Annotated in this window: 26 protein-coding genes and 1 tRNA gene; 1 reads left to right on the forward strand and 26 read right to left on the reverse strand. The window is 44.6% G+C overall.

The genetic code is table 11. The annotated features are described in order from the left end of the window. Positions 1 to 34: 34 nt before the first annotated feature. The 5 genes from R7093_RS13425 to R7093_RS13445 form a co-directional block, all read right to left on the reverse strand. Positions 35 to 499: a tyrosine-type recombinase/integrase gene (locus R7093_RS13425; protein WP_318146692.1), complete on the reverse strand. Its 465-nt coding sequence runs from the start codon at positions 497 to 499 to the stop codon at positions 35 to 37. Further along, on the reverse strand, positions 412 to 1,737 hold the full coding sequence (locus R7093_RS13430) for a DUF6538 domain-containing protein (protein WP_318146693.1): 1,326 nt from the start codon (positions 1,735 to 1,737) through the stop codon (positions 412 to 414). The genes R7093_RS13425 and R7093_RS13430 overlap by 88 nt, the downstream gene beginning before the upstream one ends. A 93-nt stretch (positions 1,738 to 1,830) precedes the next feature. Further along, a tRNA-Ser gene (locus R7093_RS13435) sits at positions 1,831 to 1,918 on the reverse strand. Between the two features lie 144 nt (positions 1,919 to 2,062). Beyond that, a complete protein-coding gene (locus R7093_RS13440; protein WP_005378276.1) occupies positions 2,063 to 2,512 on the reverse strand; it encodes an L-alanine exporter AlaE in 450 nt (149 codons plus the stop codon). A gap of 502 nt (positions 2,513 to 3,014) precedes the next feature. Then, entirely contained in the window at positions 3,015 to 5,435 is a 2,421-nt protein-coding gene (locus tag R7093_RS13445; protein WP_047100819.1) for a hybrid sensor histidine kinase/response regulator, read from the reverse strand. A gap of 51 nt (positions 5,436 to 5,486) precedes the next feature. Here R7093_RS13445 and R7093_RS13450 point away from each other — a divergent pair, with 51 nt between their 5' ends. Further along, positions 5,487 to 6,098 carry a YecA family protein gene (locus R7093_RS13450; protein WP_005378278.1) on the forward strand — a complete coding sequence of 204 codons (612 nt, stop codon included), beginning with the start codon at positions 5,487 to 5,489 and terminating at the stop codon, positions 6,096 to 6,098. A gap of 73 nt (positions 6,099 to 6,171) precedes the next feature. On the opposite strand, the gene R7093_RS13455 is transcribed toward R7093_RS13450, so the two are convergent. The 21 genes from R7093_RS13455 to aspS form a co-directional block, all read right to left on the reverse strand. Then, a complete protein-coding gene (locus tag R7093_RS13455; protein WP_047100822.1) occupies positions 6,172 to 7,338 on the reverse strand; it encodes a glutathionylspermidine synthase family protein in 1,167 nt (388 codons plus the stop codon). 8 nt (positions 7,339 to 7,346) lie between these two features. Beyond that, positions 7,347 to 7,916: a DUF1190 domain-containing protein gene (locus tag R7093_RS13460; RefSeq protein WP_025766906.1), complete on the reverse strand. Its 570-nt coding sequence runs from the start codon at positions 7,914 to 7,916 to the stop codon at positions 7,347 to 7,349. Between the two features lie 8 nt (positions 7,917 to 7,924). Next, positions 7,925 to 8,341 (reverse strand): DUF350 domain-containing protein, encoded by a 417-nt coding sequence (locus tag R7093_RS13465; protein WP_005378281.1) that lies wholly within the window; start codon positions 8,339 to 8,341, stop codon positions 7,925 to 7,927. Continuing rightward, on the reverse strand, positions 8,341 to 9,384 hold the full coding sequence (locus R7093_RS13470; protein ID WP_017635053.1) for a potassium channel protein: 1,044 nt from the start codon (positions 9,382 to 9,384) through the stop codon (positions 8,341 to 8,343). The genes R7093_RS13465 and R7093_RS13470 overlap by 1 nt, the downstream gene beginning before the upstream one ends. A gap of 118 nt (positions 9,385 to 9,502) precedes the next feature. Next, on the reverse strand, positions 9,503 to 10,564 hold the full coding sequence (nadA, locus tag R7093_RS13475; protein WP_047100825.1) for a quinolinate synthase NadA: 1,062 nt from the start codon (positions 10,562 to 10,564) through the stop codon (positions 9,503 to 9,505). A 251-nt stretch (positions 10,565 to 10,815) separates the two neighbouring features. Continuing rightward, complete coding sequence (ybgF, locus tag R7093_RS13480) at positions 10,816 to 11,568, reverse strand: tol-pal system protein YbgF (RefSeq protein ID WP_005378285.1); 753 nt, start codon at positions 11,566 to 11,568, stop codon at positions 10,816 to 10,818. Between the two features lie 15 nt (positions 11,569 to 11,583). Then, complete coding sequence (gene pal, locus R7093_RS13485) at positions 11,584 to 12,108, reverse strand: peptidoglycan-associated lipoprotein Pal (RefSeq protein WP_005378293.1); 525 nt, start codon at positions 12,106 to 12,108, stop codon at positions 11,584 to 11,586. 30 nt (positions 12,109 to 12,138) lie between these two features. Beyond that, positions 12,139 to 13,491, reverse strand: coding sequence for a Tol-Pal system beta propeller repeat protein TolB (gene tolB, locus R7093_RS13490; RefSeq protein WP_005387925.1), 1,353 nt, complete (start codon positions 13,489 to 13,491; stop codon positions 12,139 to 12,141). 12 nt (positions 13,492 to 13,503) lie between these two features. Beyond that, entirely contained in the window at positions 13,504 to 14,571 is a 1,068-nt protein-coding gene (gene tolA / locus R7093_RS13495; protein ID WP_042522108.1) for a cell envelope integrity protein TolA, read from the reverse strand. A gap of 13 nt (positions 14,572 to 14,584) precedes the next feature. Then, entirely contained in the window at positions 14,585 to 15,028 is a 444-nt protein-coding gene (locus tag R7093_RS13500; RefSeq protein WP_005378298.1) for an ExbD/TolR family protein, read from the reverse strand. 3 nt (positions 15,029 to 15,031) lie between these two features. Further along, positions 15,032 to 15,730, reverse strand: a complete 699-nt coding sequence (tolQ, locus tag R7093_RS13505; protein ID WP_005378301.1) for a protein TolQ — start codon at positions 15,728 to 15,730, stop codon at positions 15,032 to 15,034. After that, positions 15,720 to 16,139, reverse strand: a complete 420-nt coding sequence (ybgC, locus tag R7093_RS13510; protein WP_017820044.1) for a tol-pal system-associated acyl-CoA thioesterase — start codon at positions 16,137 to 16,139, stop codon at positions 15,720 to 15,722. Before ybgC ends, tolQ begins: the two co-directional genes overlap by 11 nt. A 172-nt stretch (positions 16,140 to 16,311) precedes the next feature. After that, on the reverse strand, positions 16,312 to 16,614 hold the full coding sequence (ybgE, locus tag R7093_RS13515; protein WP_005378304.1) for a cyd operon protein YbgE: 303 nt from the start codon (positions 16,612 to 16,614) through the stop codon (positions 16,312 to 16,314). Beyond that, positions 16,607 to 16,714, reverse strand: a complete 108-nt coding sequence (gene cydX / locus R7093_RS13520; RefSeq protein WP_000270284.1) for a cytochrome bd-I oxidase subunit CydX — start codon at positions 16,712 to 16,714, stop codon at positions 16,607 to 16,609. Before cydX ends, ybgE begins: the two co-directional genes overlap by 8 nt. A 12-nt stretch (positions 16,715 to 16,726) precedes the next feature. Then, a complete protein-coding gene (gene cydB, locus R7093_RS13525) occupies positions 16,727 to 17,863 on the reverse strand; it encodes a cytochrome d ubiquinol oxidase subunit II (protein WP_006742909.1) in 1,137 nt (378 codons plus the stop codon). A 17-nt stretch (positions 17,864 to 17,880) separates the two neighbouring features. After that, the gene (gene cydA / locus R7093_RS13530) at positions 17,881 to 19,467 is read right to left on the reverse strand and encodes a cytochrome ubiquinol oxidase subunit I (RefSeq protein WP_005378311.1); all 1,587 of its coding nucleotides are present in this window, start codon (positions 19,465 to 19,467) and stop codon (positions 17,881 to 17,883) included. A gap of 461 nt (positions 19,468 to 19,928) precedes the next feature. Then, complete coding sequence (ruvB, locus tag R7093_RS13535) at positions 19,929 to 20,933, reverse strand: Holliday junction branch migration DNA helicase RuvB (protein WP_005378312.1); 1,005 nt, start codon at positions 20,931 to 20,933, stop codon at positions 19,929 to 19,931. 286 nt (positions 20,934 to 21,219) lie between these two features. After that, complete coding sequence (gene ruvA / locus R7093_RS13540) at positions 21,220 to 21,831, reverse strand: Holliday junction branch migration protein RuvA (RefSeq protein ID WP_318146694.1); 612 nt, start codon at positions 21,829 to 21,831, stop codon at positions 21,220 to 21,222. A 67-nt stretch (positions 21,832 to 21,898) separates the two neighbouring features. Next, positions 21,899 to 22,420, reverse strand: coding sequence for a crossover junction endodeoxyribonuclease RuvC (ruvC, locus tag R7093_RS13545; protein WP_005387909.1), 522 nt, complete (start codon positions 22,418 to 22,420; stop codon positions 21,899 to 21,901). Positions 22,421 to 22,512: 92 nt separating this feature from the next. Beyond that, positions 22,513 to 23,259 carry a YebC/PmpR family DNA-binding transcriptional regulator gene (locus tag R7093_RS13550; protein ID WP_005378402.1) on the reverse strand — a complete coding sequence of 249 codons (747 nt, stop codon included), beginning with the start codon at positions 23,257 to 23,259 and terminating at the stop codon, positions 22,513 to 22,515. Between the two features lie 142 nt (positions 23,260 to 23,401). Continuing rightward, complete coding sequence (aspS, locus tag R7093_RS13555; protein WP_318146695.1) at positions 23,402 to 25,180, reverse strand: aspartate--tRNA ligase; 1,779 nt, start codon at positions 25,178 to 25,180, stop codon at positions 23,402 to 23,404. Positions 25,181 to 25,416 lie beyond the last annotated feature (236 nt).

Consider the following 25,416-nt stretch of genomic DNA (forward strand, 5'->3'; position numbering starts at 1 on the left):
GTGTACACAACAGTGTAAAGACACTAACTAAAAGCTACCAAAGACGTTGGACAGCCAACCTAGGCAAACAGTCTATTGCTTTCTTCTTAGCCTTCATATCAACCGTACCGTATGCTGCTCCGATATTAGCCGGAGCGTGACCAGTGATAGCATCACTAACAGAATCAACCACTCCTAGGCCACGCAAAGCTGTTCTCAAAGAGTGTCTAAACGAGTGTGATGGCTGCTTGGTTATACCTAACGTCTTGACTTGTTTACTCCACCACTTACCAATAGCACCAGACCTTTTACCGTGTTTGTTTGGCTTGTGCTCAGGGAATAAAAACTCTCCACAGGACGCCACATAATCCAAAAAGCCCAAATCAATGAGATGATCATGAATCGGTACTTGTCGAACTGACTTAACGTTTTTTACGTTCTGCTCTTCACCCTCACGAACATAAATAAAATGAATACCTTCGTCTGACTGTTGTATATCTGACCTTCTAAGTTGAACCATTTCTTCAATCCGAGAGCCCGTATACCTGCATAGAAGTGGTACCCAATAACAAGCCATGCATAAGGCTTATTAGCAGTAGCGTCAGTGAATATATCAAACTGAAATAACTGGTTGATCTCACTAGGGCTAAAGCCTTTAGCTTCGGCAACCGCTGACTTATTCTGCACTTTAGGAAGTGTTACACCTTTGTATGGGTTGACGTCTATCAGACCAAGCTCAACAGCATAGCCAAATACAGGAGAAGTCTTTCTGAGAATAGTCTTAACGGTTGAAGGAGCTATTGTTTCGAGCCCCTTTGTCTTAACAAGCTCAAGCTGCTCAGGTACTGATTTGTTTCTAATTTCTTTAGCTTTAGACTTAGGTAATTGTAACAGGGTATCTTTGTATTTTGAGATATGACCTCTGGTTACATCAGCAACGTCTAGATCCCCTATTATCTCTATAAGACGCTCTATCTGAGACTCAACCTCTGCCAAGGATTGAGAAGCTTTGCCATTAATAGATGCAGACTCAAGGTAACGCTTCAATAGGCTCGAAATGGAGTTCTGAGATGGTTTCAAAACCCTAGACGGTATCTTATCAGGCTTAGACACTGAAATGGGCTCACTAGCGATTGAACTGGTCACTGGCTCATACCCAAAGTCTCGCTTGTGACGAGCCAAGCAGAGAGACTCAACTCGACGGGCGTAATCATAAAAGGCACAGACCAAACGTCTATATGAAGCGCTTGTCTCACATACAACTAAACCTTCTATTTTTAGCTGCTCCTCAATGAAGTCTTTAAAACCTTCCAAAAGCTCTTGGTATTCCTCTTCAGTAGCTTTTGACGCATCTAGACCACTAAACTCAAATGTGTCAGACAAGCCGAATACGTGGAGACGCTTATCGCCCTCAACGCCATACCATTCATATCGAAGATAGCAATCATAGTTACCATTACCATCAACCTCATCTTTAACACGCAGATACCAACGCTCGGCAATGATCGCGCAATCACGGACATTAAGCTCAATATCAGATGAATTAGATAGCTTTAAATTAGCGAAGTCGATTTGCTTGAGCGCATCATCAAGATGCTGAGGAAATCGCTGCTTTGCTTCAGAAAGGTTTTTCGTTTGAAGAGATTTCTTGAAGACTGTCTTACCGATTATAGGAACCAGCTTTTTTGGGACAGCCATTCTAAAGTAGTAAACACCAGTTTGAGGATGCTTATAAGGACTTGCCATGATGTTCGACATTGTACCTACTCTTTGTACCAGTAGGCAGCTTACATTAAAACACCAAACCCCTGTATTATAAGAAGTTCTTACACTACAAGGGCTTATAGAATGTGGCGGTGAGTGAGAGATTCGAACTCTCGATACGTTGCCGTATACACACTTTCCAGGCGTGCTCCTTCAGCCACTCGGACAACTCACCGAATCAAATTTTGGTTAGCATCATTGGCTAACGAGGCGCTAATTTAATGATTATGTGCCTGATGGTCAAGGCTAAACATAAAAAAAAGCGCCCTTTTCGAATCGATTGCTCACTAAGTAACTAAATTGAGCAAAACTGGGGCATTTACATGCTTTGAGAATAACCGGGAACACGGAACCAACGGCGGCACATATCCAAGAAGTACCCATACAACACACCCATGCCACAAGAAATAACAGCGTTACTTGCCACTGCGGTCACAATTTGATCTGTAGACGCGCCAACCGCGAATAAGATACCCGCATAAACTGGAGATTGAAATAGTACATAAGCGACCAGATCAGAGATGTTTTTCATAAAGGAAGACGGCGACACCTTACTACCTTGATGCAGCACCCAATCACGAAAAACCCCATACGGCCAAGCAATGGCGATATTCACTGGAATCGATAGCGTACGCGATGCTAGAGATTGCTCAAATGTCATCCCTGAAATCAAAATCTCGACAATCATCCCTGTGATAAAGCAAAAAACAACCATAGCAAAGGTATCCGCTGCGGCGTGACGAATACAAAATGGTCCACGAGACTTCATTTACAAAACCCTTAAAATCAAACACTGCAATTAATAAAAATAATAAAACTATTAACCACTAAAAAGACATCAAGCCAGTTAATGATACAATTAGAACACACAAAAACTAGCTTATGGCTCTGTATTTAAAATTAAGTTGTAAATTTATAACCAACTTTTAAAGTAAAAGTAGTTTTTTTCACCAATGGCGAGTAAAAACGCCTAAAATTACGTAAAAATGGTACAAAAACACGGATTTCACTTACATAAAAAGGGGTTACGATAATTATTTTGACGTAAAGTTAGAACAAAACTCGGACTGTAAACAGTCACTCCTATAGCTTATGCTACCAAGCTGCGAAAATTCAGAGTATTACCGATATAATCACAGTAGAAGGTCTTGCTGCTTTACTCGTAAAAGTAAAACTGCAAGCCTGTTCATTGCAGGTTAGAAGAGTTTGTGACGACGCTGGATGACGTATGAATAGTAAGAACAATTTACAGTTGCGCCATATTGATTCAGTTATGGTGAGGCCAGCAAAATCGTTAATGTATCGATATCATCTTGGTCCGGGGATTGCTGACGCTTTAAGTTACTTCTTATCCGTTCGGCGACTGAAGAAACGTCGCCACTGAGTTCAAGGGGAGCCTCCGCAATGATCGCTGAAATAGCCTCAAGTGCTTCATTAAGATGTCCATTATCTAGAGCGACATAGAAGTTGAGTAACCACTTTTCAGCATTAAAGCTATCTGCTGCATTTCCATCAAAGTCCGATTGGTACTGATATAACTGTGTCGCATGAAGATACAGTGCATCATTTAATTCAGACTCCACTATTGGTTTCGCTATTATGTGGTCTGCTCCTACATTAATCATACGCTCTTGTGTTTCTTTGAACACATCCGCTGTACAGCCAAAAATCAGTACCGACTTAGCAGGTGAACTCATTGCTCGAATGGCTGATATGGCCCCAACGCCATCTAGAACAGGCATATGATTATCCATCAGTATCAAATCAAATGGTTTGATCGCAACCTCATCGACTGCAAGCTGACCATTTTCGACACTTGTGCACTCAAAGCCCTTGGCTCGGAGGAAAGTTTCCATAATGATCGCATTTGTTCGGTTGTCTTCAACAATGAGTGCTTTCAACCCTTTACAGTTCAATTTATGTGTATTGATTGACTCTACTTTACCCGGCTTGCAAGGTGTAAGGGCAATTTCGACAGTAAAAGTCGTTCCAGCGTCCTCCTGACTCTCTACAACCACTTGCCCACCCATATGTTCCGCGATTTCTTTGACTATTGCTAAACCAAGCCCTGTACCACCAAACCGTCTAGTCGTTGATGACTCTGCTTGCTCAAAAGGACGAAAAATGCGTTTTTGTGCCTCTTTTGAAATACCAATCCCTGTATCTTTTACCTTTAGTATCAGCTTGGTGCCAGCCTTACTCGATTTCTCGGCTAGCTCTACCTCTACGATGCCACGATCGGTGAACTTAACAGCGTTATTGAGTAGATTGAACAGTACTTGACGCAAACGGGCTTTGTCATTGTTGTACCAACGACCCGTTGGTAAATGCGAGACTACTCTAAAGCGAAGACCTTTTTCTGCACATAGCGTTTGATAAACACTCTTGATACTGCCGATAATCGACTCAATTGGGAAAGGCTTATTTTCAAACTCAACATGCCCTTGTTCAATTTTTGAGTAATCTAAAATCTCATTGAGTAATGTCATCATGTGATCACCTGAATCATAAAGTGTTCTCAGGTGCTTACGCTGCTCATCGGTAAGTGGTGTTTTTAACAGTATCTGGGCAGTTCCTAGTACACCGTTCATTGGTGTGCGAATCTCGTGGGACAATGTGGCTAAGAATGCCGTTTTAGCGTTTGTCGAAGCCTGAGCTTTTATTCTCTCCTGCTCTAAATAGATCGTCTTTTCATTGAACTTCTCGATAAGCTGTCCGATTTCGTCATCGCTATCGTAGTCAATATCTATGATCCCACCAGTTTTCGAGTCATCAATCTTAGCGGCAATGCGAACAATTGGTTCAACAATATAGCGATTCAGTAAGTAGTAACCGACCAAGACACACAAGAGCAAAAATGGAATGATCCTCCCCTCAACGCTCATCACTTGTTCAAACACTTGATCAGCGACTTTAGCTTTTGCGTTGACAACTTCCATGCGCCAATCGAACTCTCCGAAATCAAGCTCGCTGACATAAATTTCGTCCGTCAGTTGAAAGTTGTGCTCAATAATCACGTTTGAGTCAGCATCGCGAACCACTACCCCTAAAGAATGCTGGTTCGTGTGCTCTCGAATAAACTGAAAAAGTGCATCAAGTGATAGGTCTACCGTTACAACTCCAGCGAATCGACCGTTTTGGTAATATGGAGAAGATGCGGTAATCATCTGGACCTGAGTAAAGGTATCGATGTAAACCGTAGACCAACTAACAGAACCTACCGGAGCATCGGCGGCAGCGACATACCAGGGTTCATTATCATAACCGCCAGATTCGGGGTTATTGTAGGAGTGAATTTGGTCAATACCACTATCACTGTTTTTATTGAAGAATAGACTTTTATATCTCCATTGTTCTGCTTTGAGTTCGGGTTTAGGCCATACGCCACCACTAACAAGCATCTTGTCACTCAATTGAAGAATATGTGGAATTATTGTGTTGAGAGATTGAATATTTTCAGTCCCTTGGGCTAGCCCTACTAAGCTGCTCAATACACCTGTAGAACTGAGGAGGGGCTCTTTTATCTCAAGAGCCAGGAGTTGGGTACGTAACTCTAGGTTTTGCTCTAGCTTTTGTCTAACCGGTGGCTCAACAACCAAATAGGCGACAGAACCAATCGTTGCGATAAAGAAACACAGGTACAGTGTCAGGGCGAGAATGCTTTTTTTTCTCAGTGATGAGCGAATTTCCATAGATGTGTGAATCATTCCCTAATATCGATTTATCACAAATTGATTGGTAAGATGAGCGCAATCAACCAGCCCATTAACAAATGGTATTCTATTTTGAAACTACAAGACATCCTTTCTCTCCCAGAACTTGACGGTAAACTACTAAACCTAGCAAAAACTCAAGGCTTTGTAACAGCGATGGCTGCAGCGCCAAACGTATTAATGCCTCAAGAGTGGTTGCCATTCTTATGGGGTGGAGAAGAAACAGCGCCATTTACTGACGGTGAACAACTAGAGCAGTACATTGACGAGATTGTACAAATGTGGAACCAAACTCGTCCCGCTCTCCTAGAAGGCACTTGGCAGTGGCCTGCAGGGTGCGCGCTAGATGAGCAAGACATTGTAACAAGTCAGGCTCGCGATTTCTGTGAAGGTGTATTACAAGGCTGGCAACTTGCGCGTGATGACTGGGAAACGTTGATGCCTGAGGATAGCGAAGATAATGCCCTACTCGGTGGTGTTTTACTTTCTCTTACTATGCTTTACGACCCAGAAACAACCATTGAAACATTGGCCGAACAAGGTATGGAAGGCTTAGAGCAGTTTGAGGAAATCTTCAACGCAATGCCAGTGATGTTATGTGGTCTTACCCAGCGCGGTGTTGCATTAGCTGAAGAACAATAGACGCAACGCTGTCGACCATCAAGATTGAACGGCTGAATAGACAAAAAGCTCTCCAAATGGAGAGCTTTTTTGATCATGTTAAAATTACATGTGGAATATACCGCGCCATATCTTGAGTCACTAAGCTACTGTCTTCCCTAATCGAAATACCGGCAGCTCTATCATTGACCAACCAACTGCCAATTAACGTATGGTTTTGCCCAAACTTAGGTAGTGGATGGTATTGCTGGACGATATTGAATTGAGATTCATAAGGCCCTGACGTTTTAACAAAACGTTTTCCATCGATGACGATCTCGATGTTCGCGCCCTCTCGAGAAAATAGTGGCTTGATGACATAATCTCTCATAGTGTTCGCTTTTGAATCGTTAGCAAAATAAGCGGGCAAAAGGTTCGGGTGGTTAGGAAAGCGCTCCCACAATAACGGTAAAAGTGCTTTATTGGATAGAATCGACTTCCACATCGGTTCTAACCAGTTTACGTTCGCAGTCGCTAAGTACTTCGCATATTCCTCTTCAAACATAAACTCCCAAGGGTAAAGCTTAAACATCCAACGAATCGCTCTGTCGTCAGCATCCACAAACAGACCATCTTCCGTCACTCCAATATCTTCGACATGCACGAATGCCGTTGCTAACCCTGCCTCTCGCGCGCAATCCTCTAAATACTGGACAGTCCCTTTATCTTCTTCAGTGTACTTGCAGCAGCTAAAGTGAAGTGTTTGTCCTGGTTGGTATTTTGCTATTTCGGCAAAGCGCTCGATCAAAAAATCTTGAAGAATATTGAATTGATCCGCGCTACGGTGAACTCGACCTTTATTTACAACATCTTCTAGCCACACCCACTGCCAAAAGCCAGTTTCAAACAAGCTGGTTGGCGTATCCGCATTGTTTTCCAGTAATTTTGCTGGCGAGGTCCCGTTGTACGCGAAATCCAGCCGCGAATAAAGCGAAGGTTCGCTTCGTCTCCATGAAGAAGCGACCTGCTCCCACATAGATTCAGGGATCGCACATTGCGTCAGCAACCACTCACTCCGAACGACTTCATCCACAATAGCCAGGCACATCTGATGCAGCTCTTCAGTGGGCGCTTCTATATCGCGCTCAATTTGCTCAAGCGTGAATTGATAGTAAGCACTCTCATCCCAATACGGTTGGTCATACATGGTATGGAAACCAAAACCAAACTGGCGTGCTAATTCGCGCCAGTTTTCGCGCTCTTGTATTTCTCGTCGAAACATAGTGCTTTTTAACCGCCTCGACTGACCGACACCGCTTTACCAAACCCGCCTCGAGACATCGCCCTGCCAATGGTGCCGCCACCACGTTTATTAAGGCTATTAGTCGCAACTTTGGTCGGCTGGTTTCGGTAGGAGCCAAAGAATTGTCCTGCTCCATTATAGAATTTGGATTTATAACGGTACATCGGCTCTGAGTAATAGCTCTTGTTATAACCTTTCAATCCGCTTAATGAGCGACTGTAAAAAAAACCGCCAAAGTTAGGTACATAAGCTCGGGAACTGGAACTGTAGTAACAATCATCCTCGTAGAAATCATTCTCGCATTCGAACTCGCTGCGGTAGCGAGGGGCATTTTGTTCGGCACGAGCTAAAGCTTCTTGGTATGCAATGTCACACTGTTCACTAAACTCAGGCGAGTTAGATTTACACTCATCAGCATCAGAAAAAATGTACCCTTCTGTTTTTGACTCGTACGTAGCAAAGAAGAAAATACCACCAAAGGCAGCAAAGGGAAGAATTTTCCCAAGCTTTAAGCTTTTGTCCATGGAAGAACGTTTAACGTTAGAACTCCGCTTCATCGTTCCTCCTAGTAGGTCATGCACGCGGCATTCAATACGCCAACCGAAACAGAAACTGCTGCTAATACAATACCGGCTGGCAGTTCATCTTTTTCGATACGCTCTGCCACTTTCGGAAGTAAAATAAAGCGTACAATTGCAAATGCAATAATTTGAGCAAGCATTGCAACAACGCCCCAAACCATAAAATCGACGATATTGACTGAGTTTTTTGCCGCCCCCGAAATCGCGAGACAGTAACCAAGGAAGGCCCCACTTAGCGCAATCGCTGCTGCTGTATTTTGTTTTTCTTTGATCAGATGCCACTCATCGTATGGCGTCAACTTGACGTAGATGAACTTAAACGCCAATACAAAAATAATAGAAACAGAGAAATAGAGTAAAAAGTTTGGGAAGCCTGCTAACAGGCCAGCAATCATGTGCATTATTGTTCCTTGTTCATTTCTTTCCAGGCAAAATCTTCAATACGTTCATCTGCAATGTAAAACAGCTTGGTACTCGCGGGTACTTCAGCATCTAAATCTGGGTTGAGTTGAATACCATCGCCAATATCAAAAGCAATCAGCGTGGCATGATGGCGTCTTTTGAGAAAAACGAAGAGATTCTCAATAGTGGTGGCAGACTGCCCCTCAGGATAAATAACTGAGTATTGCGTCATACCTCGTGTTGAAGCCAAAAGCTCCTGATGAAGCGCACTTGAGCCCGGGTCAACCGCCGCTTTTGCCAACATTTCTGCGCCAACAGCAGGTATGCATTCCGCTTTCGGGCAATGCTGACTTAGAAGTCGGCCTAGCGCTTCATCTTTAAAGTAAGCGACCAAATGAGCGGAAGGGTTTACAGATGCGCAGTATAGAGCGGCTGACAAGGTAATGTCGTCCGAGAGATTATCCACAATAATGCAAGCGGCTTCGGCAATATTGGCGTTTTTCATTTCTTGCGAATCGGTATAACTGGTCACTTTGATAAAACTGATTTCGCCAGGTAACGGGTTCTCTATTTCTGAACGGCTGCATAAAACAATCGGACGCTTTCCCTCTTCTTCATGTTGTAACATGCGAATAAGGTGCATCGTTCTCGATCCATTCCAGCCCAACAATACAATATGGTTTTCCACTCTTACTCTCCGTTTTCCTAAAATACCCGCTCGCCAATAGTCCATCGCTGCTCCAGCGACACGCCCCAATAATGCGGCGAATAAGCTCAAACCGCCGGGGATTACAAATAGTACGACAACCCATTTACCCAAATCTGTTACTGGAGAATGGTCGCCATAACCCACCGTACTCGCCGTAACCATGAGGTAATAGATAAAGTTAGCGAAACTGTCTGTTAATGCTGTTTCACCAGCGAGAACCAGCAGCCACCATGAAAGGCTCACATATAAGCCACTAAAGATGAGAAGGCTTCGGTTGCTCAATTTAAAAAGGTGGGAACTAAGCCACTTTTTAACTACTAACCACACCGCCATAAATTTATGACCTCGATATTCATTGATTGCATCAATAGTAACTCATTGATAGTAAGACACAAAAAAACCAGCCATATTCGGCTGGTTTTTGAGATTTACTTTCAGTTACGCCTACTTTTTAAGCATTACCTTTCACTTGCATATTTAGCTGCTCAGCAAAATCTAGCATGCGGTTAAGCGGGATAAGGGATTTAACACGCAGTTCTTCGTTAACAAAAATCTCGTGCTCTTCACCACCTTCACTAAGCGCTTTCTCAATTGCTTTCAAACCGTTCATTGCCATCCAAGGACAGTGTGCACAGCTGCGACATGTTGCGCCTGCACCTGCGGTTGGCGCTTCGATAAGTTCTTTCTCTGGCACAAGTTGCTGCATTTTAAAGAAAATGCCTTTGTCTGTCGCAACGATCATTTGTTTGTGAGGAAGCGCTTTCGCTGCTTTGATCAGCTGACTCGTTGATCCAACGGCATCGGCAAGTTCTACGACGCTTGCTGGTGACTCAGGGTGAACCAAAATAGCCGCATCTGGATACACGCTCTTCATTTTTCGTAGCGCATCAGCAGAGAACTCATCATGAACCACACACTCACCCTGCCAAAGCAGCATATCTGCGCCAGTTTTGTTAGCGATGTACGATCCTAGGTGACGGTCTGGTCCCCAAATAATTGGCTTATCTTCAGCGTCTAAGTGTTCCACGATTTCAAGCGCAATACTCGATGTAACGACCCAGTCGGCACGGGCTTTAACCGCTGCTGAGGTGTTTGCGTAAACTACAACCGTATGATCAGGGTGAGCATCACAAAACTCGCTGAACTTATCCGCAGGACAGCCAAGGTCGAGCGAACATTCCGCTTCCAACGTTGGCATTAGAATGCGCTTTTCTGGTGTCAGAATTTTGGCCGACTCGCCCATAAAGCGAACACCACCAATAATCAATGTACTTGCAGGGTGACGATTACCAAACTTCGCCATTTCCAACGAGTCACCAACAAACCCGCCAGTGTCTTCAGCTAGGGCTTGAATCTCAGGGTCGGTATAATAGTGCGCGATAAGTACCGCATCTTTTTCTTTGAGTAACTTTTTAATACGCTCAATGTAAGATGCTTTTTCTTCTTCGCTTAATGGAACTGGTTTCGGTGGGAATGGGTAAACAGTGTCGATTTTATCTAATATATGGCTCATTGCTCATGCTCTACGCAACTTCCTTTAATCCGAGTATTGTAACCTCGTTAATTTTCAAAAACCAACTTGTCGCGGGGATTTCTAGCGGTCTAGCCGTATATCTTTGTTACAGGTAGCATTTCCGAGTAGCGAAATTCGGTGCAACACAAGGTCAGAGGCTCTGCATCATTGCTATCGACTTAGCCGTTCTGCACCAACAGAAAATGGAAAAGAAAAAGGAAGCCGAGGCTTCCTTTTCAAAACATAACGTCTTACAGCTTAGAGCTGGCAAGTTTTGCAGATGCACTACCTGGGTATTCATCAACCACTTGTTGGTAGTACTTTTTCGCTTGAGCTGCATTGTTATTACGCTCAGCGATTTCGCCTAACTTAAGCAACGCATCGGCTCGCTTGTTGGAGTCTTTATAAGACACAACAGCGGCAAAACTTTTCACTGCATCCTCATCCTGCTTTTTAGCGAAGTACAACTGACCTAACCAGTAGTGAGAATTCGCTGAATATGTAGAATCAGGATAATCTTTCTGGAACTGCTGGAACGCTGCAATTGCGCCAGTGTAATCACGCTTTTTGAGAATGAGGTCAACTGCATTCTGATATGCCGTTTGCTCATCAACATTTGGAGTGTACTGGCCACCTGTTTTCACAGGTTGTGCTTCTTGTGCAGGTGTGGATTTTATCTCTCCACGAACACGATCCAGCTCGACAAACAACTCACGTTGACGTTGCAACATTTGTTTCATTTCGTAGCTATTTCGCTCTAATTGACCACGCAATTCACTGATCTCTTGTGACATTTGGTCAATTTGCTGTTGCATTTGGAGCTGAACGCGATTGCGATTTTGTAGCAAACGTTCTAGACGTTCTACTTCCGTTTCAGATGAACGGCTCTTAGAGACGGATGATGTGCTGTTGAGATCGGATACTGGAGCTGGTGCAGCGAACGCAAAGTTCGCTGCACTTGCCAGTAACGTAAGCGCAACAGCGCGCTTAGTGTTACTGAACATGAGGATTACCTCGAATTAGTATACTAGAACCGCGCGACGGTTCTTAGCGTAAACTTCATCTGATTGACCTAGAAGAAGTGGCTTCTCTTCACCGTAGCTAACGATTGAGATTTGGTCAGCTTGAACACCTAGTGCTTGTAGGTAGTTCGCTACTGCTTGTGCACGACGCTCACCTAGAGCAATGTTGTACTCAGGTGTACCGCGCTCATCAGCGTGACCTTCGATAGTTACGTTAAGTGCTGGGTTCTTGCTTAGGTAAGAAGCGTGAGCCGCTAGCATCTCTTCGTAATCTGCTGCAATTGTTGAGTTGTCAAAAGCAAAGTAGATTGTTTGAGTTTCACGTAGCGCTTGCTCTTTTAGCTCTTGCTCTGTCAACTGACCGCTTTGATCAATTGGCGTAGCTACTGTTGTTTCCACTGCGCCATTGTTGTTTGTTGCTGCACCAGTGTTAGAAGCAGCGTCGTCGCTTGAACTACACGCTGTAACAGCCATTACAGGAAGCGCGATTAGTAGCCCTTTTAGAACCTTGTTCAGTTGCATCTTATTTTCCTTTATTAATCAAACTTATTACTACAAAAACGGTGACCATGCAGGCGCTCGAACACGCCCATTTGTTGCCGGTAATCTAGCTTTGAATCGACCATCAATTGACACCATCGATAGTACGTTTTTCTTGTTGTAAATCGAGCTATACACAACCATGCCACCGTTTGGGGCAATACTAGGAGACTCATCAAGCAAGGTCTTAGTTAAGACTTGAAGAGCACCAGTTTCCAAATCTTGTTTCGCCAAATTAAATCCTGCGTTGCTGCGGTTCACCATAACTAGGAATCGCCCATCAGGAGTAATCTGACCACCCAAATTTTGGCTGCCTTGCCAAGTCAAACGGTCAATAGAACCGCTGCCCAAATTTACTTGATAAATCTGTGGTTTACCACCCCTATCCGATGTGAAAATCAACGATTTTCCATCCGGATGCCAGAACGGTTCCGTATTATTTGATCTGCCACGCGTAATTTGCGTCAGCTTACGAGTGTTAAGGTCAAACGTATAAACATGAAGCGAGCCTGTTTTAGAAAGAACAATCGCTAACTTATTGCCATCTGGCGAAAATCTTGGCGCACCATTGTGACGTGGGTATGAAGTAATTTTCTCACGTTCACCGGTGTAGATGTTCATGATGAAGATTTCTGCTTGGCCATTTTGGAAGCTAACATACGCAAGCTTTTTACCATCTGGTGACCACGCTGGTGACATTAATGGTTGCTTAGAACGTAAAACCAGACGCTCATTGTAGCCATCGTAATCAGCGACTCGAAGTTGGTAAGGGAAACGGTCTTTATCGTTCACTACCACATATGCGATACGAGTCATGAAAGCGCCACGGTCGCCAGTTAACTGTTCATACACCAAATCAGAGATACGGTGAGCGTACTCACGCATACGAGGCCCTTGAACAGTGGCTACTTTATTGAACAGCACATGATCTTTTGACAGAACCAATTCACCGTCACTACCAAGCGCCTTACTCTTCCCACCTGTTAACTGACCACGCACAATATCAACAAGTTGATAGTTGATAACGTAGTCACCTTGGTCGTTTTGCTTGATTGAACCAGTCAATAGCGCATCCACACCTAAATTGGTCCAAGCATCAAAATTAACTTCTGATTCACTGAACGGTGTTTGTGGCATTTTGCTCGTTGGAACTGGGCTGAATTTACCACTACGTTGTAAATCCGAGGCGATAACAGCAGAAACATCCGTTGGAAGCGCTTGTGTGCCCTCCCACTTAAACGGAACAACAGCAATTGGTCGTGCTGAATCAATACCATCGGTAATGACCAACTCTAATGCGGCATTCGCCACATTTGTCATACTGCTAAACAGTACAAACATTCCTAGTAAAAGGCGTCTAATCACGTCTTATTCCTTTTAGTCCAAAGCAACAGTTATGTTGATGTCTTTTAGTCTTTCATTGACCGCTGATTCTGAAGATTTAGGGAACGTCCCTACCTGAGCTATTGCTCGCTTCGCCGCAGCACATACTCGAGTATCGCCACTCAAAACGGTAACACCAGAGACCATCATATCAGTTCCTGTCGGAATCAATTTGATGTTTACCCTACACTCCTTTCCCAGCAAGTAGTCATCCTTAATCAGCTTTTGCTGAATATTTTGAGTATAGATGGATGACATACGAGAAAGTTCGTCGTCAATAAATTGATTGCGCGCAGCACTGTTTTTACTGACCTCATCCTCGAGACCCGCAAAAATATCATCTAACGCGGCTTCTTGAGCTTTACGCTCACGCTCGGCACGCTCAGCTGCTTCTCTCGCTTTACGCTCTCGCTCCGCTGCCTCTTTTGCCGCTTTCTCTTTTGCAATGCGCTCTTGTTCAGCTTTTTCAGCAGCTTCACGCTCACGACGTGCTTTTTCTTCCGCTTCTTTTGCTGCTTTTTCACGAGCCAAACGTTCTTGCTCAGCTTTTGCTATAGCCGCTTCTTTTGCTAAACGCTCCTGCTCAGCTTTACGCACGGCTTCTTCTTTTTCCTTGCGCTCTTTTTCTAGCTTAGCAGCTCGCTCTTTTTCTTTGCGAACACGTTCTTCTTCCTGCTTGCGCTCTTGCTCTTTTTTCTTACGTGCAGCTTCTGCTTCTCGCGCCGCTTGAGCATCTTTCGCTTGCTGCTCTTTCAACTTGCGAATTTGCTCTTCTTCAGCTTTGCGGTTTTTTTCTAGCTGCTCTGCTTCGCGTCTCAGTTTATCAAGACGCTCTTGTTCTTTTTTCGCTGCCTTTTCGCGTTGCTGGCGAATTTCTTTCGCTTGTTGCTGCACAAGTTTTGGATCGATGACAACAGCTTGAACCATTTGCCCTGTAGGCTCTGGTTTAGACATGTTGAAGTCCGTCCCCCAAAGCAGGGCTGCAACTAGAATTGCATGCAAACCAACCGATATTGCTATCGGTTTGGCGTATTGGTTGGGTTTCTTCTTGTGATCTTTCATAGATAATTGATGTCTATTCCCTGATATCGGTCATTAGACCTACCTTAGGGATACCAGCTCGACTTAGTTCATCTAGCAATAGAACAACATCGGCATATGGTGTTGCCGCGTCGCCACCTACCGCAACTGGTGAATCCGGCTTAACCTCTCGCTCCGCTTTCACTCGCACAATAACATCTTGCAACGACAAACCTCGCTGAACTTCTTCATCATTTACGCTTAGGCCTAAATTACCCTCGCTATCAATTTCGATGATAATAAAGCTACTGTCAGTCTCGCCAGCAAGGTCTTGCATAGATTCTGCGGTCGATGTTTTCGGAAGATCAACGTCGACGCCTTGAGTCACAAATGGAGCGGTCGCCATAAAAATGATCAACAGTACGAGCATTACGTCGATATACGGAACAACGTTGATCTCCGCTGTCATTTTTCGCTTTTTAGGTTGATAACCCGCCATGCTTTATTCCTTATCCGCGCTGTCTCGGCCAGCCATCGCTTGACGATGAAGGATGCTGTGGAATTCTTCAGAAAATGTTGCGTAAGTGTGCTCTAGTTTACTCACTTTATTGCTTAGGCGGTTGTACGCCATTACTGCCGGAATAGCCGCAAATAGACCCATCGCTGTCGCGATAAGTGCCTCCGCGATACCCGGTGCAACCATAGACAGCGTAGCTTGCTTTACTTCACCCAGCGCAATAAAGGCGTGCATGATGCCCCAAACGGTACCAAATAGGCCGATATAAGGGCTTATAGAACCGACTGTTGCCAAAAACGGTAAGCTTGTTTCTAGCTCATCAACTTCACGAGAAACAGCAACGCGCATTGCGCGACCAGTGCCTTCCATGATGTAAGCTGGTGAATTTGCGTTGCTCTTACGTAGGCGAGCAAACTCTGTAAAACCTGCGTAGAAGATTTCTTCTGTGCCTTCAATTTCGTCTTTACGCGCTTTTACTTTTTGGTAAAGCTGAGAAAGATCAGTACCCGACCAAAATTTGTCTTCAAACTGCTCTGCATTTTTTGATGCTTGAGAAAGCACTTTGCTGCGCTTGATGATCATTGCCCATGACACAATTGACATGCCAAGCAACGTCAGCATCACAAGCTTTACCAACAGACTGGCCTGAAGAAAGAGATCTAAAATGGAAATATCAGCAGTCACTATTTGTTAGCTCCGAATTTATAAAGGTTGGAATAGCTATTGGTTTCATTTTCTTATTATCGATACATGCTACCTTAACCGAGGCCTTGCACAATATCTTGCCTTGATCATTGACCAACTCTTGACAGAATTGCAGAGAAGCACGTTTTATTTCTGACACTCGGGTTACGACTGTCAGATGCTCGTCCAGCCTAGCCCCTTGGTTGAAATCGATATCCATGTGTCGGACAACAAAGCCGATATTTTGTTCCAGTAACACATGTTGAGAAATGCCTTTAGCACGTAACATCTCTGTCCGTGCGCGCTCAAAGAATTTTAGATAATTAGAATGATATACAACACCGCCCGCATCAGTGTCTTCATAGTACACGGTGATCGGCCAGTGAAAGAGATTTGATGTGCCTTGCAAGGGAGTACCAATATATTCAATTCTTTAAAGTAATTACTATAACTGAAGCGACAGCAATTGGTACCGAGCTAAGGAAATATTTTTGAAATTTGTAGAAAAAATAAAAGCTAGGCGAGATACCTAGCTTTTATTCGGTGATTTAGTAACCGACTTTATTACAGCATATTTCAGCCTAAATGAAATAAAGTGCCGTTAGATAAATTAAGATAGCTAACGAGAAATAAGGACTAAACAAAACTTGCCAGTACCAGTTTCTTGGCTTGAAGCCCACCCCATACACCATGCTTGAACATACAGACCAAATCAGTGCTGGTGCGATGATTGAGTTAAAACCACCAATTGCTTGATGGTAAGCTTCAGGGTCCCACATCACCAATCCTACGTGCATAAAGCCAAGGATGAGAGATAAGACTCGTAGCAGAGTCTTATCCATTGGTGCGTGAAGTTTCGCTACCTTATCAGCGAGGTTACTCACTGTCTTTATCCATCATTTCTGAGTGCTCTAGCCAAAGAGCGTTGATGATACCGAATGCACAAGCAAGTAGTACACCTAGAATCCATGCGAAATACCACATAGTAAATGCTCCTTAGTAAAGTGAGTTTTTGTTGTCTTCAATGTACTGGTCATCAAGGCGACCAAACATCTTGTAGTAAGTCCAAGATGTGTAACCAAGGATGATTGGCACCATAACAAACGCAACGCCTGTCATTAGGTTCAGAGTCAGCTCAGATGACGTTGCATCCCACATTGTTAAGCTGTGGCTTGGCATTAAGTCTGAAGGCATGATGAATGGGAACATCGCAAAACCTGCAGTAAAGATAACACCAGCAACACCCAAGCTTGAAGTAATGAACGAAATCGCACATTTTTCAAGACGAGATGCCAATACAGCGAGAAGCGGCATTGCAACACCTAGTACAGGAGCAGCCCATAGTAATGGGTAGTTTTCAAAATTCTTCATCCACGCACCAGCTTCACGGATAACCTCTTTGTTTAGAGGGTTAGAAGCAGCGTTAGTGTCGATACCGCCAACAATGACGTAGCCATCGATATTTTGGATCCAGAAACCAGCCGCTACAAACGCAGCAACCGTCAGTAAACCAGCCAACTGAGCAACGTTGCGCGCACGCACATGCACTTCGCCTGTTGTTTTCATTTGTAGCCAAGTAGAACCTTGCATCAAAATCATGAACAAGCTTACTAGACCACACAACAGTGCAAATGGGTTTAGTAGACCAAAGAATGAGCCATGGTATGTTGGCATCAAGAACTCACTCAATTGGAACGGTACACCTTGTAGAAGGTTACCAAACGCCACACCAAAGATGATTGGCGGAACAAAACCACTGATTGAGATACAGATATCCCAGGTATTGCGCCATTTTGGATCTTCGATTTTAGAGCGGTAGTCTAGGCCCAGAGGACGAAGCCATAGCGCTGCTAGTGTCAAAATCATCGCTAAGTAAAAGCCTGAAAATGACGTTGCGTAAACCAAAGGCCAAGCTGCGAACAGTGCACCACCAGCAGTGATAAGCCAAACTTGGTTACCATCCCAGTGAGGAGCAATTGAGTTAATCATGACACGGCGTTGCGTGTCGTTTTTACCGATAATAGGTACAAGCGCGCCTACACCCATATCGAAGCCGTCTGTTACTGCAAAACCAACTAGTAGAACACCGATTAGTACCCACCAGATGAGTCGCAAGATTTCGTAATCAAACATCTTGTTATCTCCTTACCTTACGCTTCTACTTGGCGACTAACTTTGTCTTCAACAGAGTCAGCATTTTGCTCGAAGTGGTAGCGACCCGTTTTCAGGCTACTTGGGCCTTTACGAGCGAATTTCAACATTAGGTAAACTTCTGCAATCAGGAATACCGTGTATAGCGCCAGAATTGCGAAGAGTGAAGTCCAGATTTCACCTGCAGTTAGCGCAGAAGCTGCAACATGCACTGGTAGAATTTCACCTACAGCCCAAGGCTGACGGCCGTACTCAGCGACGAACCAACCCGCTTCAATTGCAATCCAAGGTAGTGGAATGCTAAATAGTGCAGCTTTTAGAATCCATTGTTTCTGTTCAATCTTCTGACGACACGTTTGGATAAACGCCGCACCAAAGACAAACAACATGATGAAGCCACAAGCAACCATGATACGGAATGACCAGAATAGCGGCCATACTGTTGGGATTGAGTCGTCCGCAGCAGCTTGGATTTGCTCTTCTGTTGCATCAACAACATTGTCTGTGTAGCGTTTTAGAAGTAGACCGTAACCTAGGTCACCTTTCACTTCATCAAACGCAGTCATGTTTTCTTCTGACTTATCGCCCGCACGAAGCTTCTCTAGAAGTTCATAAGCGTACATGCCGTCACGAATACGATCGACGTGTTCATCACGTAAATCACGAAGACCTGTTACTTGCTCATCAAAAGAACGTGTCGCGATAATACCCATTACGTAAGGGATCTTAATTGCGTAATCGGTATGCATCGTTTCCTGGTTAGGAACACCAAATAATGTAAATGCGGCAGGTGCAGGTTCAGTGTGCCACTCTGCTTCAATTGCAGCGAGTTTCACTTTTTGAACTTCACCAAGCTCGTAGCCAGATTCGTCACCAAGAACGATGGTAGATAAGATAGCAGCAATACCGAAAGATGCAGCGATAGCAAATGAACGACGAGCAAACGCAATGTCACGACCTTTTAATAGGTAGTATGAACTGATGCCTAGAATAAACATTGCGCCACAAGTGTAACCAGAAGCAACCGTATGCACGAACTTAACCTGAGCTACTGGGTTTAGTACAACCTCAGAGAAGCTCACCATTTCCATTCGCATGGTTTCGAAGTTGAAATCTGCGCCTACTGGGTTTTGCATCCAGCCGTTTGCGATAAGAATCCAAAGAGCAGAGAAGTTAGAGCCTAGTGCCACAAGCCAGGTAACCGCTAAGTGTTGGCGTTTAGATAGACGATCCCACCCGAAGAAGAATAGACCAACAAAAGTTGACTCCAGGAAGAATGCGACAAGTGCTTCGATCGCTAGCGGTGCACCGAAGATATCACCTACATAGTGGGAGTAGTAAGACCAGTTCGTACCAAACTGGAACTCCATGGTAAGGCCTGTCGCCACACCAAGTGCAAAGTTAATACCGAATAGCTTACCCCAGAACTTGGTCATGTCCTTATAGATTTGCTTGTTCGTCATTACGTACATCGATTCCATAATGGCCAGAAGGAAGGCCATACCAAGGGTCAATGGTACGAATAGGAAGTGATACATCGCTGTCAGTGCAAACTGCAACCGCGATAGATCAACTACGTCAATCATGGTAACTCCTATGTGTCGGCTGAATGACACTCTCTACATATTGCAATCCATATTCAGGTGTTATTTACACTTGAAAAATGTTGAATTATCACAACTCATTGTTGCAAAAATGTGCTTCATTGGTTAGTTAATTGTTAAGCATCAGCTAATATAGCTGGGGCTAATATTACTTGTAAAAACAGATTGTTTCAAAAGGTTTATAGCCGTAACGCGCTTTGATATACATCAATGTTTATGCGCGGAATTTGCACAAAAATCCATCACATTGATCTAGATCAACCAGTATTGGATACGGATGTTAAGAGAGAGTAATCAGGAGAGAAATTAACCAGTTGCAAGCAAACATCGAGTTAACAATCAATGCTTTTTACTTACTAAACCAGTATGAGAAAAAATTCAAAAAATGTGAGTTTGGTCAACTTTAATGAAGCGCTGGGCAACAAAGGCCCAGCGAGGGAATCTTATTTTTCAATTCCGAAATGTAAATACGCACGATCTGTCGCGATTCTTCCACGCGGAGTGCGTTGTAAATAACCTTGCTGAATAAGATAAGGTTCAAGAACGTCTTCAATCGTGTCCTTTTCTTCACCTATCGCCGCTGCCATGTTGTCGAGCCCGACCGGACCACCACCAAATTTTTCCATAATCGCGAGTAGTAGCTTACGGTCCATGTAATCGAAGCCTTCGGCGTCCACATCAAGCATATTCAACGCCTTATCGGCAACATCGGCACAAATGTGACCATTGCCTTTTACTTCCGCATAATCACGAACACGGCGTAGCAAACGGTTAGCAATACGTGGTGTGCCACGCGCACGTCTTGCCACTTCCAATGCACCTTCAGGTTCCATTGATAAACCTAAACAATCCGCGCTTCGCTGCACGATATCTTGGAGGTCTTTTATCTTATAAAACTCAAGGCGCTGAGTAATACCAAAGCGGTCGCGCAATGGTGACGTTAAAGAGCCCGCTCGGGTCGTCGCACCAATTAACGTAAATGGTGGTAAATCGATCTTAATAGAACGAGCGGCCGGACCTTCACCGATCATAATATCCAGTTGATAATCTTCCATCGCCGGATACAGCACCTCTTCAACCATCGGGCTCAAGCGGTGAATCTCATCGATGAACAACACATCGTTTTCTTCGAGGTTGGTTAAAAGCGCGGCCAAATCGCCTGCTTTCTCAAGTACAGGGCCTGAAGTAGTGCGAATGTTCACTTCCATTTCATTGGCAACGATGTTCGCAAGTGTGGTTTTACCCAAACCTGGGGGACCAAAAATCAAAAGGTGATCAAGTGCTTCGCTACGTAACTGAGCAGCTTTAATGAAGATCTCCATTTGGTCACGGACATGGTCCTGACCTTGGTAATCCGCTAATTTTTTTGGCCGAATAGCACGATCAATGACATCTTCATCACGAAAGGCAGGGTTTTCTGGCGCGATTAAACGATCGGCTTCAATCATCTTTTTACCTTGAAAAATGGTTACCTGAGAGAATAATGCCGCTCGTTTAACAGCAAGTGGCATATTTCTATATCTCGTCATCCTGTACAGCGACGAAGGAGCGTGATACAGGATCTTCTATCCGAGCGATTTATGGTCAAATTGTTTCATTAACCGCTCAGCGTGCTGCTATTAGATTCCCAGTCTCGCCAGGCTCGCTGGAATGACACAAAAAACATCGTTAAGCGATTGGCATTAACCTTAGAGAATGAGTTATCTTGAACAAATGTTCACTGTGCAACCAACGTTACACCATTGATTTTAGAGCTTCACGGATCATTTGCTCACTGCTCATGTCCGGTTTAGCGATCTGAGATACCACTTTCGACGCTTGAGTCGGCTTGTAACCTAGAGCTAGAAGCGCACTGATTGCCTCTTCTTCCGCGTTGTTGGATGTCGCACTAGAATCCGCAGGAGCAGCATCCGTAAATGGTGTAAATAGATCGCCAGCGCCCCACCCTTTCAAGCGGTCTTTCATTTCAACAACCAATCGCTCTGCGGTTTTCTTGCCAACGCCTGGAAGCTTAACCAGCGTAGAAACGTCTTCATGTTCCACACAAGTAACAAATTGCGTTGCTGTCATACCAGAGAGAATACCAAGACCGAGTTTAGGACCAACGCCATTGGCTTTGATCACTTCACGGAAAAGTGCTCGTTCTTTTACTGTGTTGAAACCGTATAGCAATTGCGCATCCTCACGGACAACAAAGTGAGTATAAATAATGGCTTCTTCGCCAACATTTGGCAGTTCGTAAAAACAGCTCATTGGCATCTGGACTTCATAACCAATGCCATTAACTTCAATTAATACTTCAGGTGGTTGTTTTTCAATCAGCATGCCACGAAGACGTCCAATCACTATAAATACTCTTTGGAAATGAATTTGCGACAGGATAATAAAGAACTGGATAGACATCCAGTTAATTTTATCGATAGCGCCCTTTTCTGGCACTGGTTGCTTTGCCCGCTAAGGCAACGAGAGTCTTGTTAGTATTGGCATGACAAATCGCCACACCTAAAGCATCGGCCGCATCCGCTTGAGGCTTGGCGGGCAATTTAAGCATCTGCTGAACCATATGCTGAACTTGCGCTTTGTCCGCGCCACCAGTGCCGACGACAGCTTGCTTAATAAGACGAGCCGCGTATTCAAATACCGGCAACTCCGCATTCACCGCAGCAACAATTGCACTGCCACGAGCTTGGCCAAGTTTTAGCGCTGAATCCGCGTTTTTGGCCATAAACACTTGCTCGATCGCGAAAACATCCGGTTGAAACTGGGTAATGATTTCCGTGACGCCTGCATAAATCTGTTTAAGTCGACCCGGAAGTTCTTTTTCTGAAGTACGAATGCAGCCACTACCAAGGTATTGCAAGTGGCGTCCATTTTGACGAATGACCCCATAGCCGGTAATGCGCGAACCTGGGTCAATGCCCAAAATAATTGACATGAATGTTCCTAAAAATGAGGCCTAATTCGGCCTCAGTCTTTTTATTATTACTTGCTAACTTCGGAGCAAATACCGCTCCCGACACCTTGAGTTTAATCTAGCGTAGCCGCAACGTCGTCAGAGATATCACCATTGTGATAAACCTCTTGAACGTCGTCCAGATCTTCCAAAGCGTCAATCAAACGAAGTAGTTTTGGCGCAGTATCCGCGTCCAAATCTGCTTTCGTAGATGGGATCAGCGACACCTCCGCGTTCTCTGCCTCAAAACCTGCGGCATCAAGGGCATCTTTTACGAGTCCAAAGTCACCTGGGGCCGTGTAGACATCAATCGAGCCATCTTCTGCCGTTTCAATGTCATCAGCACCACTTTCTAATGCCACTTCCATTACCGCATCCTCATCTAAACCTGGGCCATATGAAATCACGCCTTTCTTGTCGAAAAGATAGTTGACGCTACCATCCGTCCCCAGATTACCGCCTGACTTTGAGAATGCATGGCGTACGCCAGATACCGTACGATTTCGGTTATCCGTCATACATTCGACCATGACCGCCGTACCACCTGGACCATAACCTTCATAGATCACGGTTTCCATGTTGTCGTCGCCTTCACCACCAGCACCTCGGCTGACAGCACGGTTGACAGTGTCACGTGTCATGTTGTTAGACAGTGCTTTATCAATTGCTGCTCGCAAACGTGGGTTATTTTCTGGCTCACCACCCCCCTCTTTTGCCGCAACAACGATTTCACGGATTAATTTAGTAAAGATTTTGCCGCGCTTCGCATCTTGCGCTGCTTTACGGTGACGAATATTCGCCCATTTACTATGACCAGCCATAATTCACCTTTTAATGTATTTTGACGCTTAATAGCAGACATGTTCTAAAAAGCGTTGCTTGGGAAATTGCTTTGGAAGTTTCTTGGGTTTATTTAAACAAAAACTCCCGCAGTTGCGGGAGTTTTCTTCAAATGTTGTGCGCTTATTCTGCGTCTTTTTCTTTCGCTGCAGTTACTGCGATTGCTAGCTCTTCTAGCGCTGTTGGGTTCGCAATACTTGGTGCGTCTGTTAGTAGACACGCCGCTGCTGTTGTTTTAGGGAACGCGATAACATCACGGATGTTCTCTGTGCCACATAGCAGCATTACTAGACGGTCTAGACCAAATGCAAGACCAGCGTGTGGAGGCGTACCGAATTTCAGCGCATCAAGCAGGAAGCCGAACTTAAGCTGTTGCTCTTCAGGTGTGATACCTAGAATATCAAATACGGCTTCTTGCATATCTGCGTTGTGGATACGAACAGAGCCGCCGCCCACTTCGTAGCCATTTAGAACCATATCGTAAGCGTTAGAATTTGCCGCAGCAGGGTTTGCTTTTAGCTCTTCTGCAGTCACACCTAGAGGCGATGTGAATGGGTGGTGCATCGCGTGTAGGTTGCCTTCGTCATCTTCTTCGAACATTGGGAAGTCAACAACCCATAGTGGAGCCCATGCAGACTCATCCGTTAGCTCTAGGTCTTTACCTAGTTTCAGACGTAGCGCACCCATTGCTTCTGCAACGATACCCGCTTTATCAGCGCCAAATAGGATAATGTCACCAGATTCCGCTTGAGTACGATCTAGAATGCCGTTGATCACGTCTTCGTTTAGGAACTTAGCGACTGGAGATTGGATACCTTCCATGCCCGCTGCACGGTCGTTAACCTTCATCCAAGCTAGACCTTTCGCACCGTAGATGCCAACGAATTCACCGTAGCCATCAATTTGCTTACGAGTCAGAGAAGCGCCACCTGGAACGCGAATAACGGCAACGCGGCCTTTTTCGTCGTTTGCTGGACCTGAGAATACTTTGAACTCAACGTCTTTCACTAGGTCAGCAACGTCTACTAGTTCCAGTGGGTTACGTAGGTCTGGCTTGTCCGAACCGAAACGACGAATCGCTTCGCTGAACGGCATTACTGGGAATTCACCTAGGTCAACGTTTAGTAGCTCTTGCCACATTTCACGAACCATTTTCTCAGTCGTTGCACGAACTTGGTCAGCCGTCATGAATGACGTTTCGATATCGATCTGAGTGAATTCTGGTTGACGGTCAGCACGCAAGTCTTCATCACGGAAACACTTAACGATTTGGTAGTAACGGTCAAAACCAGACATCATTAGAAGTTGTTTGAATAGCTGTGGAGACTGAGGAAGCGCGTAGAAGCTGCCTTTGTGAACACGGCTAGGTACTAGGTAGTCACGAGCGCCTTCTGGAGTCGCTTTTGTTAGTACTGGCGTTTCGATGTCTAGGAAGCCGTTGTCATCTAGGAAACGACGAACAAAGCTAGACGCTTTAGCACGTAGCTTGATGCGGTCGCTCATTTCAGGACGACGTAGATCTAGGTAACGGTACTTCAGGCGTTGCTCTTCAGAGTTCTTTTGGTTGAAATCTAGAGGCAGAACATCAGAACGGTTGATGATTTCAAGACCTTTCGCAAGGATCTCGACTTCACCTGTTGCCATGTCTTTGTTTGCTTGGCTCTCTGGGCGAACGCGCACTTCACCCGTTAGTTTGATACAGAATTCATTACGAAGTGTGTTCGCCACTTCATACGCATCCGCCATATCTGGATCAACAACTACCTGAACGATACCTTCGCGATCTCGCATATCAATAAAAATAAGACCGCCTAAATCACGACGACGGTTAACCCAGCCGCAAAGTTCTACAGTTTGTCCTGCAAGGGACTTGTTCAGGTGACCACAGTAATGGGTACGCATAATGAAATTCCCAATCTCTCAAATGTTGTTAACTACGCTCTGTCAGCCTCATTGCTAAGCAGAGTAAAGATTCAGTTATACGCTGAATGTCCACGAAAATCGACTACTCAACATACAATTACGTGTGTTTTATCATTCACTGGTGCTTTTTAGTACAACAAATGTTCAAAAGCGCACCAAAGCGAAAAAATTGGGGAGGATTATAGCGTGAAATTACCTATTTCAGCAAAACTCTC

The sequence above is a fragment of the Vibrio sp. 1580 genome, assembly GCF_033340055.1.

Bases quoted from the DNA above. Each gene is read 5' to 3' on its own strand.
- R7093_RS13425 (WP_318146692.1), bottom strand. From the start codon at position 499: ATGGTTCAACTTAGAAGGTCAGATATACAACAGTCAGACGAAGGTATT.
- R7093_RS13430 (WP_318146693.1), bottom strand. From the start codon at position 1,737: ATGTCGAACATCATGGCAAGTCCTTATAAGCATCCTCAAACTGGTGTT.
- R7093_RS13440 (WP_005378276.1), bottom strand. From the start codon at position 2,512: ATGAAGTCTCGTGGACCATTTTGTATTCGTCACGCCGCAGCGGATACC.
- R7093_RS13445 (WP_047100819.1), bottom strand. From the start codon at position 5,435: ATGGAAATTCGCTCATCACTGAGAAAAAAAAGCATTCTCGCCCTGACA.
- R7093_RS13450 (WP_005378278.1), top strand. From the start codon at position 5,487: ATGAGCGCAATCAACCAGCCCATTAACAAATGGTATTCTATTTTGAAA.
- R7093_RS13455 (WP_047100822.1), bottom strand. From the start codon at position 7,338: ATGTTTCGACGAGAAATACAAGAGCGCGAAAACTGGCGCGAATTAGCA.
- R7093_RS13460 (WP_025766906.1), bottom strand. From the start codon at position 7,916: ATGAAGCGGAGTTCTAACGTTAAACGTTCTTCCATGGACAAAAGCTTA.
- R7093_RS13465 (WP_005378281.1), bottom strand. From the start codon at position 8,341: ATGCACATGATTGCTGGCCTGTTAGCAGGCTTCCCAAACTTTTTACTC.
- R7093_RS13470 (WP_017635053.1), bottom strand. From the start codon at position 9,384: ATGGCGGTGTGGTTAGTAGTTAAAAAGTGGCTTAGTTCCCACCTTTTT.
- nadA (WP_047100825.1), bottom strand. From the start codon at position 10,564: ATGAGCCATATATTAGATAAAATCGACACTGTTTACCCATTCCCACCG.
- ybgF (WP_005378285.1), bottom strand. From the start codon at position 11,568: ATGTTCAGTAACACTAAGCGCGCTGTTGCGCTTACGTTACTGGCAAGT.
- pal (WP_005378293.1), bottom strand. From the start codon at position 12,108: ATGCAACTGAACAAGGTTCTAAAAGGGCTACTAATCGCGCTTCCTGTA.
- tolA (WP_042522108.1), bottom strand. From the start codon at position 14,571: ATGAAAGATCACAAGAAGAAACCCAACCAATACGCCAAACCGATAGCA.
- R7093_RS13500 (WP_005378298.1), bottom strand. From the start codon at position 15,028: ATGGCGGGTTATCAACCTAAAAAGCGAAAAATGACAGCGGAGATCAAC.
- cydX (WP_000270284.1), bottom strand. From the start codon at position 16,714: ATGTGGTATTTCGCATGGATTCTAGGTGTACTACTTGCTTGTGCATTC.
- cydB (WP_006742909.1), bottom strand. From the start codon at position 17,863: ATGTTTGATTACGAAATCTTGCGACTCATCTGGTGGGTACTAATCGGT.
- cydA (WP_005378311.1), bottom strand. From the start codon at position 19,467: ATGATTGACGTAGTTGATCTATCGCGGTTGCAGTTTGCACTGACAGCG.
- ruvB (WP_005378312.1), bottom strand. From the start codon at position 20,933: ATGATTGAAGCCGATCGTTTAATCGCGCCAGAAAACCCTGCCTTTCGT.
- ruvC (WP_005387909.1), bottom strand. From the start codon at position 22,420: ATGTCAATTATTTTGGGCATTGACCCAGGTTCGCGCATTACCGGCTAT.
- R7093_RS13550 (WP_005378402.1), bottom strand. From the start codon at position 23,259: ATGGCTGGTCATAGTAAATGGGCGAATATTCGTCACCGTAAAGCAGCG.
- aspS (WP_318146695.1), bottom strand. From the start codon at position 25,180: ATGCGTACCCATTACTGTGGTCACCTGAACAAGTCCCTTGCAGGACAA.